Genomic DNA, 19,718 nt, shown 5'->3' with positions numbered 1-19,718 from the left:
ATTAAGATAGACTGACTAGTCGTTAGAGGGGAGTAACATGACAGCGAAGAATGAGCATTTTTACGAGGCTTTCCAACCTTCACATTATGATTTGTACATTGATGTGAACCGCGGTACAAAAGTGATTAGTGGACGCACAACGATTTCCGGTGAAGCCAAGGCAACCGAAATTTCAGTTCACCAAAAGTATTTGACGATTACGTCAGTGACTGATGAAGCCGGCCAAGAGTTGGCTTACAAAGTTGATAATGAACATGAGGCGATTCGCGTTACATTGCGTGAAGTGGGGCCAACCGCTTTGACGATTACGTACACGGCGCCATTGACCGACACGATGATGGGGATTTATCCGTCATACTATGAGGTGGCCGGTGAGAAGAAGCAGATTATCGGTACACAATTTGAAACGACTTTTGCGCGCCAAGCGTTCCCGGCAATCGATGAACCTGAAGCCAAGGCAACGTTTGATTTAGCGCTCAAGTTTGATGAGCAACCGGGTGAAACCGTGTTGGCAAATATGGCGGAACTACGTGAAGAAGATGGCGTGCACTATTTTGCGACGACTGTTCGCATGTCAACGTATTTGGTGGCCTTTGTGTTCGGTGATTTGCAGAGCAAGACAACGCGTACCAAGAGCGGTGTCGAAGTGGGTGTTTTTGCCACGAAGGCGCACCAGGCAAATGAATTAGACTTTGCGCTTGATATTGCTAAGCGTTCAATTGAATTCTATGAGGACTTCTACCAAACACCATATCCATTGCCACATTCATGGCAGTTGGCATTGCCTGATTTTTCAGCCGGTGCCATGGAAAACTGGGGCTTGGTTACGTATCGTGAAGCTTATCTAACGCTTGATCCAGATAATACCCCATTGCGTCAGAAACAACTGGTGGCGACTGTGATCGCGCACGAATTGGCGCACCAATGGTTCGGTGATTTGGTGACGATGAAGTGGTGGGATGACTTGTGGCTTAACGAAAGTTTCGCCAACATGATGGAGTATGTTGCCATTGATGCCATTGAACCAGATTGGCACATTTGGGAATTGTTCCAAACATCTGATGTGCCAGCAGCATTGAGCCGAGATGCGACTGATGGTGTGCAATCAGTTCACGTGCAGGTCGAAGATCCAGCAGAAATTGATGCGCTCTTTGACGGCGCCATCGTCTATGCGAAGGGTGCGCGGATGTTGGTCATGGTCCGTGCGTTGCTTGGGGATGATGCCTTGCGTAAGGGCTTGAAGGCTTACTTTGATGCGCACCAGTATGGTAATGCCACCGGTGCTGACCTATGGCAAGCGTTGGGTGACGCCTCTGGCTTGGATGTCGGTGCTATCATGACGTCTTGGTTGGAGCAACCAGGTTATCCAGTCGTGACAGCAGCAGTTGTCGATGGTCAATTGACCTTGTCACAACAACAATTCTTCATTGGTGAAGGTGAAGAAAAAGGTCGTCAGTGGCAAATTCCGTTGAACAGTAACTATGAAGTGGTGCCAGAATTGCTGACTGAACATGAAATCGTGGTTGGTGATTATCAACAATTGCGTGAGCAGAATGGTCAACCATTCCAATTGAACGTTGGCAATAACTCTCACTTCATTGTGAAATATGACGAGACGCTGTTGGCTGATTTGGCACAAGCTGCGACGAACTTGTCTGCCATTTCACAGTTGCAATTGCTACAAGATCAACGGTTATTGTCTGAAGGTCGTTTGACGTCATATGCCGCCGTTGTGCCATTGCTACAAACGTTTGCGAATAGTGAACATGTGATTGTCACGATAGCACTTTATGATGTGGCGAATAATTTGAAGAAGTTTGTGACACCTGACTCTGATGCAGAACGCGAACTACAAGTATTCTTTGATAACTTGAGTCGTAACCAGGTTGATCGTCTTGGTTGGCACGCACGATCTGGTGAAAGTATCGACGATGTGATTACACGTCCGCTGGTCTTGCGTGCAGCGTTGTATGCCCGAAACGCCGAAGCTATTGCGTCTGCCCACGATTTATTTGTGGCGCAACAAGCCGATTTGGCGGCTTTGCCAGCCGAAGTGCGTGGCTTGGTTTTGCGTAATGAGGTCGAAAACTTTGGTGACGAGGCCTTGTTTAATCAATTGCTTCAAGCTTACGTTTCGTCATCTGATGCGACGTTCAAGCGTGATATTCAAGGGGCGCTTACGCAAACGCCTGATCCAGCTTTGATTGCAACGTTAATCAACAAGTTTGAGGATGCTAACACCATCAAGCCGCAAGATTTGCGTGCTTGGTACCTCGGTGTCTTGGCAAACAAGCACGGTCAACAAGCGGCATGGGACTGGATTCGGGCAGACTGGCAATGGTTGTCAGATACAGTCGGTGGTGATATGGAGTTCACGACCTACATCATGGTTACGGCTGGTATTTTCCAAACGGCCGAGCGCTTGGCAGAGTTCAAGGAATTCTTTGAACCAAAGTTGCCAACGCCTGGTTTGACACGTGAAATCACGATGGATATCAAGGTCGTAGAAACCCGTGTTGCGTTAATTGAGGCGGAACAGGAAGCTGTTAACGCAGTTGTTCACCAGGTAAATAACAACTAATAGATAAAATAAAGAGGTAGAAAATCCGCGGATTTTCTACCTCTTTTTGTTTACATCAAAATGTTCTCAACAATCTTAACGAACATCGCAGAACCAACTGGCATGCAATCTTCATCGACGATGAACTTAGGGTGGTGGTTGACGAATTCGTAACCATCTTCAGCCAAGCCAGAACCCAAACCGAAGTACGCACCAGGCTTAACTTCCGTGTAGGCTGAGAAATCTTCACCGGCCATCAATTGTGGCATGGGGTACGTGTTCTTCACCAAGCAATTCCTTAGCTGTATCCAACACCAAATCCATTTCTTCCTTGGCGTTCATCACTGAACCATAGCCTTTTTGGAAATCCAAATCGTATTCAGCACCATACATTGCCGTCACGTGTTCGATAATGTCGCGAATCATACGTTCCATGTCGGCACGCACTTGTGGGTTACGTGAACGAACTGACGCTTTGATGTGTGCCGTGTGGGGAATGATGTTGTTAACAGTACCGGCCGTGAATTGTCCCCATGAAACCAAAGCAGCTTCAGTAGGGGCAACACGACGCGCAATCATGTTGTTAATTGATTGAATAATCTCTGTGCCAATCGTAATTGGATCGATTGATTGTTCAGGCGCCATCGCGTGAGCACCGCGTCCCTTAATCGTTAGATTGAACAAATCAGATGAGGCAGTGACTGGCCCGTAGGCAAAACCGATGGTACCAGTCTGAGTCATTGGGAAGATGTGCAAACCAAAGATTTGGTCCACATCATCCAATACACCGGCTTCAACCAAGGCGATTGCGCCACCAGGTGGCATTTCTTCAGCGGCTTGGAAGATAAACTTCACATCACCGTGAATATCATCACGCATCTCAGCAAGTGCGAATACGGCACCAAGCAAGATGGCAGCGTGGACGTCATGACCGCAAGAGTGCATCACACCAGGGTTAATTGACTTGTAAGGTACATCAGCCAATTCGTCCATTGGTAAAGCATCGATGTCGGCACGCAAGGCAATCGTCTTACCAGGGTGGGCACCGTGCAACGTCGCCACCAAACCGGTTGGCGCTGGGCGTTCAATCGTTAGGTTTGGCACATCGCGCAACAAGTTCTCGATGTAAGCCGTTGTTTCAAATTCTTCGAATGACAATTCGGCGTGTTGGTGCAACCAACGGCGCCAGGTTACTTGATCAGCAACCCGAATCTTTTCAAGCAATGCTTCCATAATTAGGCGTTCTCCTTAGATTGTTTTGGAATAAAGCGTGACCACAAGAACATCAAGGCTCCCAAGATTAGGAAGTAGACGAATACCATGAAGTAAGCGCCGTTAGCCATGTCAACCAACAACCCAATCAACGTTGGTGAAACGATACCACCCAAGATACCACCAGTCGCAACAATGGCGTATGATGGGCCGAACTTATGTGGCGCGAAACGCTTAACTGGCAATGACATCAACGTGACGAACGTCATGGCACTGAAAAATTCACCAGAAGCCAAGGCAATTGTAATCATGCCGCTGTCAGCAGAAAGTGAGGCCAAGAATAGGCTCACCGCAGCCATGATGGCCGCAAAACCGATAACTGTCTTTTCCTTACCGAAGAAGAACTTACCAACGATGTATGAACCACCGATTGACCCAACCAAGAAGGCCAAGCCACCAATAGCTGTGATGTGACCTTGCACAATCGTTGAAAGCTTCACTGATTGAATCAAGTAAGAAGGCATCCAGTTGATCATGCCGTACATCATGGCGTTAATTGTAAAGTTAGCTAGGAATAGTAGCCAAACAAACCGTTCACGGATGACTTCAGACATCTTGGCAGCGGGTGCTTGCTCTGTGACGGCTGCGTCAGATGCTTCCGTAAGCTTCTTTTCGCTTGGCAAAACGAAACGCAAGACAATCCCGACGACAACAGAAGCGATGGCAATCATCCAGAAGGCGCGTTGCCAACCGTAATCTTGCAAAACAGGTGACACGACCAATGGGACGATAATTCCTGAAATACCTGAAGCTGAAATCAAAATACCTTGCGCCAAAGTACGTTGATCCAACGGTAACTTGGTCGCAACTTCCTTGGCAGCACTAGGTGCATACCCAGAGTGAGCGATGGCACCGGCCAAGAAACGAATGATAATGATGAACAGCACAGCCTTGGCGAATCCAGCCATCGCAGCGAAAATAGCAATAGCGGCCATCGAGAAGACCAGCAAACGCTTTGAACCAAGCTTTGTGTTCAACAAACCAGCGGGCACTTGCATTGAAGCATATCCAATGAAGAAAGCTGACATAACCATTCCTTTTTGGACGTTACTGAAACCGAAGTCTTGTTGCATGCTAACCAAGATGATTCCAATCGCGTTTTTATCAAAGTAAATCATAATGAAGCCGAGGAATAGAGCGGCTACTAATGTGATTGTGCGGGCAGTGACCTTGGCTTTTGCCGGGGCTGCCGTTTCAGTGGACGGCTTTGCCACAATTGTTTCGTCATCCATAAGAAAAATTCTCCTTCTAAGACTAAATAGTTGTTATAGATGAAATTAGTCTACCGGTTGAGTATGGTAATTTTGTGAATTTCAACTAAGAAGATTTCTCATGGTATAGACCACGTATAGCAACCGTATTTTATTCATAATTTATGCATGCTAATTCAAAAAACCACACCAACTTTTTCGATTTTGTCCGGCATGATTAAACGTGACGAAAAATATTGAGGGGATATTAATATGGTTGCAAATATTCGAAACATGGAAATTGATAACGAGACGCAGAACGGTATCACGGCAATACGTGTCTATGGGGAGTCATTGAAGGGGTACATGATGCAAGAAGCAATGGCTTCAATGCACGCGCAAAATGGGGATGTCATCTTGGATGAAATTCTATGGCGTTTGTACGCCGGTTACCGTGAGACACCAGAGGCGGTTGTTGAACGCGTTAAGGACAAGATTGAATCGATGGGTCAAAAGGTTGAGGACATGAAGATCTTGACGGCTGGGGTGGAATTGTTGGATAAGGATCAATTCTTCCGTAACCGTTTTGTTGGTGAAGTGGCTGATACATTTGTGGAAAAGGGTTATGACATCAAGCTTGCCCGACCAGAAGGTTACGTGTTGATTAACCCGCGTCGATAATTTCCTAAATCAAAAATTATTTGATTGGGCAGCCGGGCAAAGTGGCTGTAACGTATAAGAAGAAAGGAGGTTCCGCATGAATAGTTCAGTTATTGCGACGGCATTTTGGTCAAACGGACTTGAGTTAACAGTATTTGGATGGCTAGTTGGTTTCTTAGTGCTACTCGGTGTTGTGTCAGCACTCGGTGAATTAAACTGGCGCAAAACTGCTAAGCAGGAACCTGCTGTTTTCGTACGTGCCGGTATGATTTTCGGTATGACGGTCATTGGATTGGTGATGTTGTCATCAGTGACAGCTTTCTCATTTGCATTGGGACAATAAATAATTTGAAGGTCGGCCAGCGATGGCCGACTTTTTTATTTTTACGACTAGTTGAATATTTGTTTGGTGGGTATACGGTCAGGTTAGATACACTAGAGCATGTTTAATGACCACATGCGAGGAGAATGATATGAAAGAGTATAAATTTGCACATCTAACGTTAGAAGTAGAGGACACAATGCGCGTAGCAATTTCTGAAGAAGGAGATTTTGCAACGGTTCTCCACAAAACAGATAAAAATGAAGGGGTAACATTCTCATTGTTCGTTGAGGATGGCGCTGTTAAATTTGGGGATATCCCTTTTTACCTCTTTGCGATTTCCTTGATGGCTGGTGATCGAATGGTGGTTAAGGTTCGTCCTGAACTGTAGTATTTGTACACGGTGTCCACTGTGAATTTTTGAGTCGACCAGTGATGGTCGGCTTTTTACATATTCTCCCTATTAAATGAGTCTCGTTTTTGTGACAAAAAGCAATCCCGGTTGTGGTACTAGTTACCGGGGTGATTTTGTGTACTAGGAGATAAGGAATCTGTAAACTTAATTAGTTGTTTATTTACAAATTGTTTTAGGGAGAAAAGGATGAATTTTAATAAAGGATTACTTTCAAAAACTTGGGTTAGGGTTTTGTTGGGGTTGTTTGTGGTAGGTGCATTTTCGGCAATGGGCGTCACTGGGATGATGATTGCATTTGGAGTCATCGTGTACGGTGGTTATAACATGTACCAAGACAATAAGGCAGGAAATCCAGCTTCGAAAAAGTACATATCATTTCTACTAGTAGGAGCCTTGTTGATGGTTATTGCCGGTACTGGTGTGGCTAACAAATCAGCACATTCAAACAGTGAATCAACGGTTGCAGAATCAAAGGAAACGCAATCAGTTAGCCATGATGAAGTACAGTACACGACTCTTACGGCGTCTTCTTCTTCAGAGTCTGTTGTTAAGGAAGAAACAATCGAAGACAAGGTTTCTAATTTAATTAAGCAAGGAAAAGCATTTGGACCTAGAAGTTATACTGCCGGTCAGGTTCCAGCAGGTGAATATGTTTTTGTTGCTACAAAATATGGCGCAAGTAAGTATTATTCCGAAGATGATGCGGCAGGAGAAATCATCGACAACGAAAACTTCTCTAGCTTTGGTTATGTTCAAGTCCACGCTACCGGTAATTTGACAACACGAGGAACGCTGGTCAATGTTGACTCTCTTGGCGAATTAGGTGTCTCAGGTGCGAAAGAGCTTTACGAAAAGTTGAATGATAAGCAGAATTATAACGGACCTGGAATGTACAAGATTGGCGTTGATTTGCCTGCCGGTATGCACACGGTGTCAAGTACGGGTTCGGCTTATGTTGCGGTAGTGACTGGTCCTGTTGGTAACAGTGACATTGTTGATAATGAAAACTTTAATGGAGATTATGCTGTGAATTTAGCTGATGGACAATATTTGGAAATGTCTCGAGCTATGTTTAAGAATTAATCGTGGCCAAAATTAATTTATACCTTTAGGTAGCGGAAGTGATAATGTGTATGCGTTATCGCTTCTTTTTGTTTCACTCTGGTAAAATAAGTAGATTGTGAAAAGAGGTTTAGGTTGATGAGTGACATTAATGAACAATATAATCATGCGCGCTCTTTGATTAAGGCCAAGCAGTTTGCTGAAGCGCAGGAAGTTTTGCAGCAGGTGATGACAAGCAAGCCAAGCTACAAGTCGGCACGTTACTATGCGGGACGGGCTGCATTTGCGTTGAAAGATTACGAACAAGCGGGCCAACTGTTTGCGGGGTTTGTCCGTCAGAAACCAACGCCGAAAGCGAATAGCGAATGCTTATTCTTATTTAGCGCGCTTGGCGATTCTTGATGAAGACAGTGATAGTGCGCGGAAACTCTTGCAACGCGCGGCTTCGCACGGATTAGTGAATGACCGTTTAGAAAAGATTCAGGCACAAATTTGGCATTTGGAAAACGCATTTGGTGATGATGAGCCAGTTTTGAATTCACGGATGAATGTCCGATTGGATCGGTTAGCCTCAAATGGTACGCCAATTGTCACGACAACTGAAAAGGGTTATCAAAGTGCATCTATTTTTGTCGATAAGCTATCTTATGATCAGATTCAAATGCTAACTGATAAGGAGTGGCACCAGTTACGTTTGACGACGCCACGTTGGACAAATATTCCAGGTTACATGAGTGCATCAGCGTTGGAGTCACGAACGTTGTATGAAAAGTTTCTGCCACGCATGACAGATATTCGTTACATGTCAGCGTTTAATGATTACTTGGAAGAGAATGCCTACTTCCAACAAAAGTGGGAGTTATCAAAGGTATTTGCATTATTACAAGTACCCGAGTTTAGTAAAGCAATTGTTGCGCAACTACTGGATGAAAGTCGTCTAACTGACGGGCAGGTGCTAAAGCATTTGGCGGCCGTGGATGATTTGGTCATGCTAAAAGCGAGCGGTGAGGTGCTGCCGGTTTCAGAACGTCAACGTTTCCGATCATTGGCATTAATGCAATCGCCGGAATTCGGTTTTATTAATGAAGAAGACCAATCAGGCTTGTTGTATTTGAAATCAAAGTTAGCGGATGAACGCTTGGTACGAAAGGCGTTGGCCAGCATAACAGACGCCCGCTTGCCATTCCGTGACAAAGTGACTGATTTTGAACCAATTGGTGAGCAAACTGACTTTATCAACTGGATTAAACAAGAAAAGCGTCGCTTAGTTGCGCTCCTTGGTGTTGGTGGTAGTGGTAAAACGTTTGTGTTGGGGAAGATTTTGAATACAGATGCTGTTGTAGCGTTAGCACCGACGCACAAAGCAAAGTTAAATCTGGTGGATAATGGCTTTAAAACAGTGGGGACGGTGCAGTCTGTCGCAGCGGATACTGATGCTGCCCAAGCGTTTAAGCAATTCGATACTGTCATTATCGACGAGATTTCGATGATGTCGATGGAAATGATGGCCAAGGTGTTGGCATTCTTTGGGCCAGGCACGCGCTTTATTTTGATTGGGGATGACGCGCAATTGCCGCCAGTTAGTTTGGATGAGGACGCTTTGTCGGTGACCGGTGATTTGATTGGGCTGATTCGTCAGTTCGGTACAGGATTCGTGTTCCAAAACAATCACCGTGCCAAGGTGTCGACGTTACGTGAATTCATTGCGCATGTGCGTGCTCAAGATGATTACTTTATTCAGACAACCGGGCAGTATCACACGGCGAAGTATGGCGACATGCTGCAAGATAAGCGTCGCCACTTAGAACTGGATGACGTGATGATTCTGGCGTACACCAATCAGCGCGTTGCTCAAGTGAATGAGTATTTCTTCAAGGCGCTGGCAGCTGATGAAGAAGTGGTGGTGCCGTTCACGAAGCGCGGTAAATATGGTCGTGGTGGCTTCTTTGTCGGGGCAAAGGTTATGTTCTACAACAATGACGATACCCATCAATATGGTTATACGACCAGCGAATATGGCGAAATCACCAATCTGCGTGTGTCAGACATGAATGGCGATTACGGTGAAGTCGAGGTCACGGTGCCAGCCACTGGTCAAACGTATAAGCTGCCCGTCTGGCAAGCAAAACGTGATTTGTTGTTGGCTTATGCAATTACGATTCACAAATCGCAAGGTAGTGGTGCCCGTAAAGTTTATGTGATGGAAGCGGCTGATTATGGACTAGCTTATACCGCGGTTTCGCGCGCAAAGGAAGAATTAGTTTTTGTGGACTACAGTCGCGAACAACTCATTCAAGCTTTGCATACGCCTTCGCCAAAGAAATTGAATTTGTATAACTAATTTAGCAGTCGATTCCAACAATGGAATCGGCTGCTTTTTCTATATTATTTCAATATCGTCAAATTATTTGTTATGTCTTTTGTCACTGATTTTACCCGCTATGCTATATGCAGTTCTATAATATAAGTAAATTGAATAAGTTACTGAAATTGCACACGGAATTGTAACGGGGGAAACGATACAATGGCAGAGAAGTTAACGACACAAGAGGGACAACCTTGGGCAAACAATCAACACAGTTTGACAGCCGGTCAACGCGGACCGGTGTTGATTCAAGACTACCAACTACTTGAAAAGTTGGCGCACTTTGATCGCGAACGCATTCCTGAGCGTGTCGTGCACGCCAAGGGTGCTGGTGCGAAGGGCGTGTTCAAGGTGACGCATGACATGAGCGCATACACCAAGGCGGATTTGTTCAACGGTGAAGGTAAGGAAACGCCACTGGCAATTCGCATTTCACAAGTTGCTGGTGAGTTAGGCTACCCAGATACAATTCGTGACGTACGCGGTTTCGCAGTGAAGTTCTACACGGAACAAGGTAACTACGACATCGTTGGTAACAACACACCAATTTTCTTTATTAACGATCCTTTGAAGTTCCCAGACTTCATTCACTCACAAAAGCGTGACCCACGTAGCCACAAGCGTGATGTGAATATGCAATTTGATTTCTGGGCACATTCACCGGAATCAATCCACCAAGTGACCTACCTCATGGGGGATCGTGGTAACCCAACCAGTTACCGGACGATGAACGGGTATGGTAGTCACACATACAAGTGGGTGAATGCGGCCGGTGAGCAATTCTGGGTGAAGTATCACTTCATCAGCGACCAAGGTGTATCAAATATGACCAATGAAGTTGCTGAAAAGTTGGCTGGTCAAGATACGGATTATTTGCAAAACGAATTGTTCAGTGCGATTGAAGATGGCAATTACCCTTCATGGACGCTATATGTCCAAATCATTCCTTACCAAGAAGGATTGGACTACAAGTACGACATTTTTGACGTCACGAAGGTTGTGTCACACAAGGATTATCCACTACAAGAAGTGGGTGTGATGACATTGAATGCTAACCCTGATAACTACTTTGAGGATGTTGAGGAAATCGCCTTTTCACCAGCTAACCTGGTGCCAGGGATTGAACCTTCATTGGATAAGCTGTTGCAAGGGCGTTTGTTTGCCTACAAGGATGCGGCGCGTTACCGTTTGGGAGCCAACTATGAGCAATTAAAGGCAAATCGTCCGCGTAACGAAGTCCACAACTATGCGCGTGATGGCTTTATGGCGCAAAACCAAGATGGCAGCGTGAACTATGAACCAAACAGCCAGGGTGGACCAGTTGAAGATCCACACGCATCAATTAGTGGTGATATGTTCCAAGGTATGACGGGGGCGTACGAGCCTTATGACACGGACTACTATTCAGCAGCCGGTCGTTTGTATAATTTGATGTCTGAAGAGGAAAAGCAACGTTTGGTTGAGACGTTCAAGCAAACATTGGGAACGATTGATAGCCTTGAAAACAAACGCTTGATGGTGCAACAAATGGCACGAGCCGACGCTGATTACGGTCAACGTGTTGCAGATGCCATTGGCGTTGATATGGCGGATATTGACCTATAATGACATGCTAATGAAGTGCAGCGGGAATGTTCTCGTTGCGCTTTTTTAATAAAGGGGTCCTAAAAAACGCCTTAATGGCGAGGAAGTTTGTCTTAAGATGGATAACATTTAACGCTTGTTGAGGACAAGGATACGTATTGTGAAAAAACGAACTAACCTTATAATTAATAAGAAGATGTGAAGAGGGGGACATCATGACGAAATCGAAATTATGGCGATTGATTACCTTGTTTTTGGTGATTGAAATTGTGAGTCAGAGCTTACATATTTTTGGGATGTATTGTATGCCTAAAGTGAGACACACGATGCTAGCGCTTGTTGTGGTAGAAGCAGCACTAGTCGGACTTACGTTGTTGCTTAATAAAGTTTTAACTCAGGTGCAGGTGCCGTTTGACCGGCATATGACCGTCCCGAAGTCAGCATATCTACTATTTCCAGGGTTTCTATTCTTAATTATGACACTGGGCACGTTGGTCAGTGCCGATTACACATTCAAAGGGTTTATAATCGCGGCTGTTTTGACGTTGTTAGTGGTATTCTTTGAGGAATACTTATGGCGCGGGATAATTTTGTCGGTGGTGAAGCAATACATTAAGAGTGAACTAGTGCTTGTTATTGTGCTGGGAATGCTGTTTGGTTTATGGCACATTACCAATGCCATTTCACAACCTTGGCATGATACGGTAGCGCAAATGATTGAAATTGCTGGCTTTGGTATGTTGCAAACGGCGCTGATGCTGCGAACGAAGAACTTGTTATATCCCATGATTATGCATGGGTTGTTGGATTTCAGTGGCATCTTGCGAAATTTGGCAGAGCCACACGGTATTCCTTATCATATCGCTGCGGTTGTGCTTGCTAGTTATGCCGTACCGGCATTATGGTATGTCTATTTGGGTAGAAGAAAACGTGGGGAAATGAGTGATGAGTAAACAATTAACGGGCTTTAAAGGGTTGCTATATATATTGGTGCTAGTGAGTGTGGGGCCGATCATTTTAGCGGTGATTGGTGGCGATAATATTTGGCAGGGATATCCCTGGGGCGTTGTTGCAACGGTAGCGGCGTCTTTCTTATACTTAACGAATCTAAATGAAGTGTTGCTGACGTTGTTGATTTATCTGGCATGGTTGGTTGCCATTGTTTTCTTTAAAAATGATCTTATTTTTCCAAAATTTATTATTCAGGCAATCTTGGCAGGATTTATGACCGGATTTTCGGCAATGCTTGGCATTTACGCTAAGAACCACAAATAACGTTTGAAGCCCAGGTCGTTCTGGGCTTTTTTCATCCTTGAATTTACAATTCAAGTGCAACACTAAGCTAAATAAAAACTGACTCATAATGAACCAGCGTAAAATGTAGTTTGTCTAGAACATACAGAACGCAGGAAACATTATGAGTCATTATCATCAGCTTACCGCATTTGATCGCGGACGTATAGAAGTTTTACTCAGAGAAGGGTTGTCAATGCGTAGCATTGCAAAAGAAATTGGTAGAAGCGCTTCGACAATCTCTCGTGAGATTGCCCGCTGTGTTGGCTCAACTTATGAAGCTGAGGATGCCGATCAAAAGCACATGCTTGCTCGAACGAAGTCGCATAAACACCGAAAGTTAGATAACACTGAACTGCGAGAACTAGTTATATATGGAATCAATCAAAAACATTGGTCGCCTGAACAGATAGCTGGTCGACTAAAGATATCAAAAGGTCATACGATTATTAGCGCAAATACAATCTACCGAGCGATTTATAGAGATAACTTGGGCCAGCCGGTGAAAAGTCACAAAGCTCGGGGCATTGCTCGTGCGCTTCGGCATAGAGGAAAAACTCGACATACTAAAGGTCATGTCGAGCGTCGAGGTAAGATTAGAATTCCAAATACGATTGACGAGCGACCTGCAGAAGCAGGTTGTCGCTCTCGAATTGGAGATTGGGAACTGGACACTGTTATTGGCCGTAAAGGCGGTCAAGTATTGGTCACAATGGTTGATAGGAAGACCAGAATATTACTTTCAAAACGAGCGGCATCAAAGAAAACCGTCGATGTTATGAGAATCATAGGTTCAATGCTAGATTCCCTTCCAACTAGTCAGATACAGACTTTAACTCCAGACCGCGGAAATGAATTCAGTGCGCAAGATGAGATAACAAAGAAATTCGATGTCCAGTTTTACTTTCCTGATCCCCACGCTCCATGGCAACGTGGGACCAACGAAAATACAAATGGGCTAATCCGTGAGTACGTCCCTAAAGGGACTGCAATCGAAGATTATTCAGACGAATACATTGAACAAATGGTTGAGCAAATTAATAGCCGACCTCGAAAGCTTTTCGGCTGGAGATCGGCTAAAGAATATTATTTATCTCAAGTGTTCCGGTTGAATTGACAATTCACCTCGCAAAATATGCTACGATTAGGAAAATTACGTGAGAGGTGCTCTGACATGGTACTGATTATTATTATCCTAGTTCTGGTGGCAATCGTTAGCGTGGCAGCCTTTTTTGACGATTCAGATCGGACGATTACCTGGGAAGATATCGACCGTTGGGAACAAGAACGACGTGATCACAAGCGTCGTAATCGTTAACTCCTTTTTAATTTGTCATTCGTGTTACAAAATGTAATAATAATGACATATTAAAACTGTTGGGGGATTGTGACATGAAGATGTGGCAACGAGGATTAGTTGTAACGATGGCTTTGGCTGGCCTTGGTGGGGGTGTAACGCCAGGTGCAGTTATTTTTGCAGATGAGGCAGTGTCAGCGACGAGTTCGTCAGCCGCAGCAATTCAAGCGGATATGGATTTGACGTTGGCTGGGGATGCTATCGCGGTGCAAAAGTTGAAGGTTGGTAAGACGATGGCTGCCGGCACAACGTTGGTGAAGATTTACTACATGAAGCCAGGTGCGGTGTTGCAATTATCAGGTCCATACACGGATTTTGGTGGCTACACAGTAACGTCAAACGAATTGCCAAAGATTAACACGGACAAGTATGTGTATGTCGTGAACGATGAGGGCCTCTCACAAGACGGCACGACGTTGAACCACAAGGATCCAGAGACAAAGATGTCGAAGGACGAGCCAAAGTTCAGCAACTACAGCAAGAAGTGGGCTAAGAAGTTGTCGACCAAGGAAGTTAAGGCAATTAACGAATACAGCAAGAACTACGGCGACATGAATAACTGGTTGCGTGGTTTGGACAAGAAGGCTTCTGCGAAGACAAAGAATGAGATTAAGTTGATTGATTCTTCATTCAAGAAGTTCAAGAATCCTAAGACGACGACGGTTTGGCGTGGCCTTTCAACGGACGGGTTTGATGCTGGTTTGAAAGGCAAGTTGAAGGTCGGTGCGATGTACACGGATAAGGGATACATGAGTGCAACGTTCGATCAAGAAATTGCCAAGAAGTATGCAACGGGTATCGTGCTCCAAATTACGTTGCCAAAGGGTAAGAGCACGGGTGCTTACATTGGTAACTTGTCAGACTGGAAGATTGAAAAGGAATACCTCATCAAGCACGGTAGCCAATTTAAGGTAACGGCGGTTGATGATTTGGGCGATAACAAGCTGGTTAGCTTGAAGTATGTGAAGTAATGCGATGAAGGTCGTTGGTGTGATGCCAACGGCTTTTTTGATACAGAGAAATATTTACGTGAAGTGCGTTACAAGGTAGAATGAGTTTTAGTTCAAAAATTTTATTAAAAACTATTCGCAAAGGCAAATATGAATATGGCGTTTAGTATTGAGGAGTAGGAAATGGGTGAAGAGAACCGCAATAGGTCTGGACGTAGCAAAGGTATTTTGAATGTAATCATCCATCCCAAGCTGATCCATAAAGTGATAATGGCTCTTGTTGTGCTAGTACTGGTTGCAGGTGGTTCATATTGGGCTGCAACACGACATTACGAGCAGAAACAACAAGAAAAGCAGGTGAAATCAGCGGTAAATGTTAGACAGATACAACAGATTGGGGAACTGAACGTGTTGTCAGTTTCGTACCAACAGTTGGTAAAACTTTCACAAAGCAAAAAAATTTCATTTACTAAAATTACGTATGGGAGCGCCTTAGATATTGTTGAAATTAAAGGACAAGTGAAACTTGGATTTAATACGAAGCATATTGAAATCAGTAAGACAGGAGCTCATAGCTATTCGGTTGGTGTACCTGAAATCAAAACAATGACGATTTCTAATGAGAAACAAGAATTGATTTACGAAGGAAAAAAGGCTTTTTTGTTAAGAATTCAAAAGAAGATTTGCAAAAGGCTATCAACAAACAACTTTCTTTGAAGAGTGCTTTTGCAGATAAGATACTTGATGAAAATCGAACAACTGCTGAATCAAGCTCCAAAAGGGTTTTGCGAGGCATTATTACTGGTATGGACCCAGAAGCTAAGGTGTCGTTCTATTTAGTGAATTAAGCGAACGAATAATATGAAGGTCGTTGGTGTGATGCCAACGGCTTTTTTATGTTATTCGTCAATAATGCGTAACTTGAATCGGGTCGAAATTAGCGTGCTTTCTAAAAATTGAACTATCATATAAGTAATAGGTGATATGGGAGAAAGCACAGAATGAAGAAAGTGATTTTGTTTTTAGGTTTAGTAGCCATTATTGTTATCGGGTCCGTTTTCTATTTTTTGGGTCGTGACTATAATCAAACATTGGTTAAGGATGAGCCGGCCAGTTCGTCGGTGGTAAGCGGCTCTGATGTCAAGACTCCGGACCTCTTTTTAGAGCCCGCTAGGGCTCGTACCACGAAAATTTTTCAAAATGACCTGATTTCGTACAGATTTTGGGTCATTTTTTAATGGGGTCCAGGGGTTTTGCCCCTGTGCCTGCCGGAGGCTATGGAGTTACGGTGGTCTAGTTTGGATTTTGTTGAATTTCACAAGTCTGAGGGTATAGCAAATAAGCACTGGTCAGAGTGATTTTTGGACTTCACAAAGTCAGTGCTTGTAAACGCCGGTGTATAGGCAAATTTGTATAATCGCGTTTATATCATCTAGAAATTGGTCTAGGCGGCATCACGGAGTGATATACGATTGTTGTTATACCAGTTGACGTACCATCCAACAGCGGCTTGCACATCAGCGATACTCTCGAAATCCTGTTGGTAGATCAGCTCCCTCTTGAGTAACGAGTGAAAACTTTCGATGCGGGCATTATCGTAAGGGTGCCCTTTACGGGAGTAAGAGTGCCTAATACCTATGGACTCCAGTGTATTTTCAAACAATTCGCTGGTATACTGGCTTCCCATATCGCTATGCACATACAGTGGTTTTTCACCTCGTCTTAGCGCCTTAACGATTACTGAGGTTGCTAGTTGAGCTGTCATCGTATCTGCAATTCGATACGACAGCACCTTACGGTCTTCCGGATCATATGCACTAGCCATGTAAACCCATGTCTTATCGGTCAACTGGATATACGTAATGTCAGTTGTAATTACGCCACTTAGGTCATCCAGATTGATAATGAGATTTGGCATCTGATCTTTGTCATTGACTGTTGTAGGCTTGTTATATCGCTTTTGCATACGCGATTTCAAGCCAGCTTCACTCATCAATTGCCATACAAAGCGGTCGCTGATTGCTAGTTTGAATAAGTCGCGCATGGTTTTAGCAATTCGTCGATAACCATAAATGCCTTTATTGGCTGTGTAAATTGATTCGACGGCAATTCTCAATTTGTTGTGTTGTATTTCTTGTGCGCTCGGCTCCCAATGGATCCAGTCAGAGTAAGTGGACATTGGAATTTTCAAAGCACTCAGAACGCGTGTGATGCGGTGCCCCTGTACCAAATTTTTGTGGATAATTGGTAAAACAACACTTCTACCGCGCAAAACTAATGTTTTGCCAGCAACACCGCCGCACGTTTTAAAATTTCGAGCTCTTCTTTCAAAATTGCGTTTTCCTTACGCAACTTCTTCAATTCATCAGCTGATATTGATTCGCCATTCACTTCTACAGGCGCATATTTTTTGACCCAATTCCGAATTGAAATCGGCTGAAGGACCGTATTCCTTGGATAATTCATCGGGCCGACGGCCCGCTTTAACCATCTCCACGATGGACTTTTTAAAGTCCTCTTCATAACGTGTAACCATAAATAAAAATACTCCTATGATGATATTTTACCAAACTAGAAAAACTAGTCCGGAATCTCATCATAAGAGCAAGCTCAGTTTCATCAAGCGTTCAGTCATCGGAGTCAGCATCTTCTTCCTCACAGGCTGTTGAAGTACCAAAAGAGTTGACGCTTTCCGGCGCACAAACTGACGCGTTTGGGCAGTGGATTGGTGAGCAAGCGGCTAAGATGAACCGGGCTGGATCAGTGTTGAATATTACGATGGGCGGCCCAGGTATAACGGAGTCTACGTCGTTGTATTATCAAACGGTTAATGGCCCATTGTACATCAACGGGACTAACGGTGGCCGTGGTCTCCAAGCCGAAGGGATTTTCGGATTCTATGTTTGGGATGCCAATGATTTGCATGGGATGGGGGCTTCCGATAATTACGATGGCACTGTTGGCTATCAAGGTGCACAAGATGTTCATATTGGTTATGAAGGCTATACCGGTCACGTAGCATCAACAACAGATCATTCAATGGATATGTATATCGTCGCTAATGATGGTAATATTTATGAGTTTAAAATCCCACAGTCCGAAAATGGCATTATGTTCAGGCCGAACGCTAGCGAAGGCGCATCAAGTTCAACTGGGGTCGTAGGGCAAGTTACGCAAGATCAAAATGCGAAGGCTGAATTAAACAGTCTAGTGGGTTATCAAGCGAATAAAGTGAGCCAGACATTTAATTATTAATATAAATTCGTCGCCGATGTTGAATTGGCGATTTTTTATTTTTGGAAAATTCGGGGCATTTCGACTCTTTATTATTGAACGACAACTAGTTGTATCAAATAGAAAGATGTGGTGACTTTGGAAGTTTTTGCTACTATATAGTAGCAAAGGAAACGTATTCACTATATAATTTGTGTGCTTGATGGTAAATGATATCGAAATTGGCGTAGCACTCGCACGATTGCAGTCTTGGGTAGCGCGGGATTCTTTTAGTGTTGTTGAACGCCATGCGCAACACGCACAGGCGGTTGATCGCAGTTTGATTAAGTTAGCGGTTCGAGACATGTTGAAGACGGATTTTGTTCGTAAAGATGTTGATCGTGATCGCCCAACTGAATATCTTTGGATTTTTATTACTACATCAAATTTAAATTCATGACTGGCTCCATCAGGGTGAAATTCATTAGTTTTCATTTAGCAAGAAAGTGAGTCGAAGAATAAATTATGGTTAAGACGTATGTCAAAGATTACACCAACACGTATCATATTCATGGCCACGAATATCGGGTCACGGCTCCTGCGCGATTCGATGCGGACACCGATGAGATGGTCGAAGATGCTGAATTAGATGATGCTGCCGCAAAAATTGCGAGGGCAATGTATCGGTCTGAGTTCGGCATTGTAGACCCGGAAAGTATCAAAGAATATCGGGCTCGAATTGGACTTTCGCAACGAGAATTTGCGAAGTTGCTGGGATGGAGCCCAAATACCGTTGCTATGTATGAGGTTGGTGGCTTTCCGTCAGAATCGAATAACAAGCTACTAAAAATGCTGATTGCTGATAATCATGTTCTGTATGAATTGGCTCAACAAACAGCTGGAAACGATAAAGAAGCATTACTAGAAAAAGTAAATGCCTATCTGAATGGACAGGATGGCAGTCAAATTGTGGTATTTGAAGAACCACGTTTTACCGCCATGCAATTAGCAAACTGGTTCCGAGCAGATAATTATTTTCAAGTTGAATCCGATATAAATGCTGAGTATTTAACGCAAATGAAGGTTGTGAAGCTACTTTACTTTGCGTACGGACGCTATTTGGCAAGAACAGGAAACAAACTGTTTAGTTCACCAATTATCGCGATGCCATACGGGCCGGTTGTTGCTGAAATTCATGAATCGTTTGACGGTCTGCATGAAATCGTGTTTGAAGACATGGATGCGCAAGTGTTTGACGATTTTAGTGCCATACAAAGAGATCATGAAATTTCTGACCTATTGATGGAAATCTTAAACGATTTTGGTGATTATACTGCATCTGGTTTGAGCCGAATTATGCATCGGGCCGGGTCGCCTTGGTCGAGGACAGAATCGTATGGTGTAATTAGTCCAACCATTATCGAAACGACATTTGTAAAAGGGATTGAACAATAGACTTGAGCCACCGGGTTAAT

23 protein-coding genes are annotated in these 19,718 nt (G+C 44.1%); 18 read left to right on the top strand and 5 right to left on the bottom strand.

Going from position 1 to position 19,718, the window contains the following annotated elements:
• Nucleotides 1–37 precede the first annotated feature (37 nt).
• Entirely contained in the window at nucleotides 38–2,581 is a 2,544-nt protein-coding gene (locus OIT45_RS00710) for a M1 family metallopeptidase (RefSeq protein ID WP_199404449.1), read from the top strand.
• A 50-nt stretch (nucleotides 2,582–2,631) separates the two neighbouring features.
• Here OIT45_RS00710 and OIT45_RS12535 read toward each other — a convergent pair whose 3' ends face one another.
• Genes OIT45_RS12535 through OIT45_RS00700 form a run of 3 tightly spaced genes read right to left on the bottom strand, consistent with a single transcriptional unit; the run spans nucleotide 2,632 to nucleotide 5,064 of the window.
• Nucleotides 2,632–2,829: a hypothetical protein gene (locus tag OIT45_RS12535; RefSeq protein WP_319606962.1), complete on the bottom strand. Its 198-nt coding sequence runs from the start codon at nucleotides 2,827–2,829 to the stop codon at nucleotides 2,632–2,634.
• Complete coding sequence (locus OIT45_RS00705; protein ID WP_319606961.1) at nucleotides 2,807–3,793, bottom strand: amidohydrolase; 987 nt, start codon at nucleotides 3,791–3,793, stop codon at nucleotides 2,807–2,809. Before OIT45_RS00705 ends, OIT45_RS12535 begins: the two co-directional genes overlap by 23 nt.
• Before the next feature lie 2 nt (nucleotides 3,794–3,795).
• On the bottom strand, nucleotides 3,796–5,064 hold the full coding sequence (locus tag OIT45_RS00700) for an MFS transporter (RefSeq protein ID WP_199404451.1): 1,269 nt from the start codon (nucleotides 5,062–5,064) through the stop codon (nucleotides 3,796–3,798).
• A 231-nt stretch (nucleotides 5,065–5,295) separates the two neighbouring features.
• On the opposite strand from OIT45_RS00700, the gene OIT45_RS00695 reads away from it, so the two are divergent.
• From OIT45_RS00695 to OIT45_RS00630, 14 genes are all read left to right on the top strand, one after another.
• Complete coding sequence (locus tag OIT45_RS00695) at nucleotides 5,296–5,703, top strand: hypothetical protein (protein ID WP_199404452.1); 408 nt, start codon at nucleotides 5,296–5,298, stop codon at nucleotides 5,701–5,703.
• A gap of 76 nt (nucleotides 5,704–5,779) precedes the next feature.
• Nucleotides 5,780–6,025, top strand: coding sequence for a hypothetical protein (locus tag OIT45_RS00690; protein ID WP_135797634.1), 246 nt, complete (start codon nucleotides 5,780–5,782; stop codon nucleotides 6,023–6,025).
• A 130-nt stretch (nucleotides 6,026–6,155) separates the two neighbouring features.
• Nucleotides 6,156–6,395 (top strand): hypothetical protein, encoded by a 240-nt coding sequence (locus tag OIT45_RS00685; RefSeq protein WP_199404453.1) that lies wholly within the window; start codon nucleotides 6,156–6,158, stop codon nucleotides 6,393–6,395.
• Nucleotides 6,396–6,665: 270 nt separating this feature from the next.
• Complete coding sequence (locus OIT45_RS00680; protein ID WP_264339765.1) at nucleotides 6,666–7,502, top strand: hypothetical protein; 837 nt, start codon at nucleotides 6,666–6,668, stop codon at nucleotides 7,500–7,502.
• A gap of 117 nt (nucleotides 7,503–7,619) precedes the next feature.
• Complete coding sequence (locus OIT45_RS00675) at nucleotides 7,620–7,883, top strand: tetratricopeptide repeat protein (protein ID WP_264339764.1); 264 nt, start codon at nucleotides 7,620–7,622, stop codon at nucleotides 7,881–7,883.
• 28 nt (nucleotides 7,884–7,911) lie between these two features.
• On the top strand, nucleotides 7,912–9,822 hold the full coding sequence (locus tag OIT45_RS00670) for an AAA family ATPase (RefSeq protein ID WP_264339763.1): 1,911 nt from the start codon (nucleotides 7,912–7,914) through the stop codon (nucleotides 9,820–9,822).
• Between the two features lie 183 nt (nucleotides 9,823–10,005).
• A complete protein-coding gene (locus OIT45_RS00665) occupies nucleotides 10,006–11,451 on the top strand; it encodes a catalase (protein ID WP_199404456.1) in 1,446 nt (481 codons plus the stop codon).
• A 284-nt stretch (nucleotides 11,452–11,735) separates the two neighbouring features.
• Complete coding sequence (locus tag OIT45_RS00660; RefSeq protein ID WP_199404457.1) at nucleotides 11,736–12,383, top strand: CPBP family intramembrane glutamic endopeptidase; 648 nt, start codon at nucleotides 11,736–11,738, stop codon at nucleotides 12,381–12,383.
• Nucleotides 12,376–12,705, top strand: coding sequence for a hypothetical protein (locus tag OIT45_RS00655; protein ID WP_199404458.1), 330 nt, complete (start codon nucleotides 12,376–12,378; stop codon nucleotides 12,703–12,705). Before OIT45_RS00660 ends, OIT45_RS00655 begins: the two co-directional genes overlap by 8 nt.
• A 142-nt stretch (nucleotides 12,706–12,847) precedes the next feature.
• Nucleotides 12,848–13,840, top strand: coding sequence for an IS30 family transposase (locus OIT45_RS00650; RefSeq protein WP_264329956.1), 993 nt, complete (start codon nucleotides 12,848–12,850; stop codon nucleotides 13,838–13,840).
• A gap of 57 nt (nucleotides 13,841–13,897) precedes the next feature.
• Entirely contained in the window at nucleotides 13,898–14,041 is a 144-nt protein-coding gene (locus OIT45_RS00645; RefSeq protein WP_167471000.1) for a hypothetical protein, read from the top strand.
• Between the two features lie 74 nt (nucleotides 14,042–14,115).
• A complete protein-coding gene (locus OIT45_RS00640) occupies nucleotides 14,116–15,051 on the top strand; it encodes an ADP-ribosyltransferase (protein WP_199405048.1) in 936 nt (311 codons plus the stop codon).
• 162 nt (nucleotides 15,052–15,213) lie between these two features.
• Nucleotides 15,214–15,747: a DUF4230 domain-containing protein gene (locus OIT45_RS00635; protein WP_199405049.1), complete on the top strand. Its 534-nt coding sequence runs from the start codon at nucleotides 15,214–15,216 to the stop codon at nucleotides 15,745–15,747.
• A 284-nt stretch (nucleotides 15,748–16,031) separates the two neighbouring features.
• Nucleotides 16,032–16,268: a hypothetical protein gene (locus OIT45_RS00630; RefSeq protein ID WP_199405050.1), complete on the top strand. Its 237-nt coding sequence runs from the start codon at nucleotides 16,032–16,034 to the stop codon at nucleotides 16,266–16,268.
• A 206-nt stretch (nucleotides 16,269–16,474) separates the two neighbouring features.
• Here the strand turns inward: OIT45_RS00630 and OIT45_RS00625 are convergent, their stop codons facing one another.
• Nucleotides 16,475–17,302, bottom strand: a complete 828-nt coding sequence (locus OIT45_RS00625; RefSeq protein WP_264329899.1) for an IS3 family transposase — start codon at nucleotides 17,300–17,302, stop codon at nucleotides 16,475–16,477.
• 2 nt (nucleotides 17,303–17,304) lie between these two features.
• Nucleotides 17,305–17,496, bottom strand: coding sequence for a transposase (locus tag OIT45_RS00620; protein ID WP_264330248.1), 192 nt, complete (start codon nucleotides 17,494–17,496; stop codon nucleotides 17,305–17,307).
• A gap of 216 nt (nucleotides 17,497–17,712) precedes the next feature.
• Here OIT45_RS00620 and OIT45_RS00615 point away from each other — a divergent pair, with 216 nt between their 5' ends.
• The 3 genes from OIT45_RS00615 (at nucleotide 17,713) to OIT45_RS00605 (ending at nucleotide 19,698) form a co-directional block, all read left to right on the top strand.
• Nucleotides 17,713–18,285: a hypothetical protein gene (locus OIT45_RS00615; RefSeq protein ID WP_199404856.1), complete on the top strand. Its 573-nt coding sequence runs from the start codon at nucleotides 17,713–17,715 to the stop codon at nucleotides 18,283–18,285.
• A 181-nt stretch (nucleotides 18,286–18,466) separates the two neighbouring features.
• Nucleotides 18,467–18,703 (top strand): hypothetical protein, encoded by a 237-nt coding sequence (locus OIT45_RS00610; RefSeq protein WP_199404857.1) that lies wholly within the window; start codon nucleotides 18,467–18,469, stop codon nucleotides 18,701–18,703.
• A gap of 65 nt (nucleotides 18,704–18,768) precedes the next feature.
• Entirely contained in the window at nucleotides 18,769–19,698 is a 930-nt protein-coding gene (locus OIT45_RS00605) for a type II TA system antitoxin MqsA family protein (RefSeq protein ID WP_199404858.1), read from the top strand.
• Nucleotides 19,699–19,718 lie beyond the last annotated feature (20 nt).

The sequence above is a fragment of the Weissella sp. LMG 11983 genome, assembly GCF_025908495.1.
Classification (GTDB): Bacteria; Bacillota; Bacilli; order Lactobacillales; family Lactobacillaceae; genus Weissella; species Weissella fermenti.
Note: the sequence above shows the minus strand (reverse complement) of the source record. Positions and strands in the feature narration are given on the sequence as shown.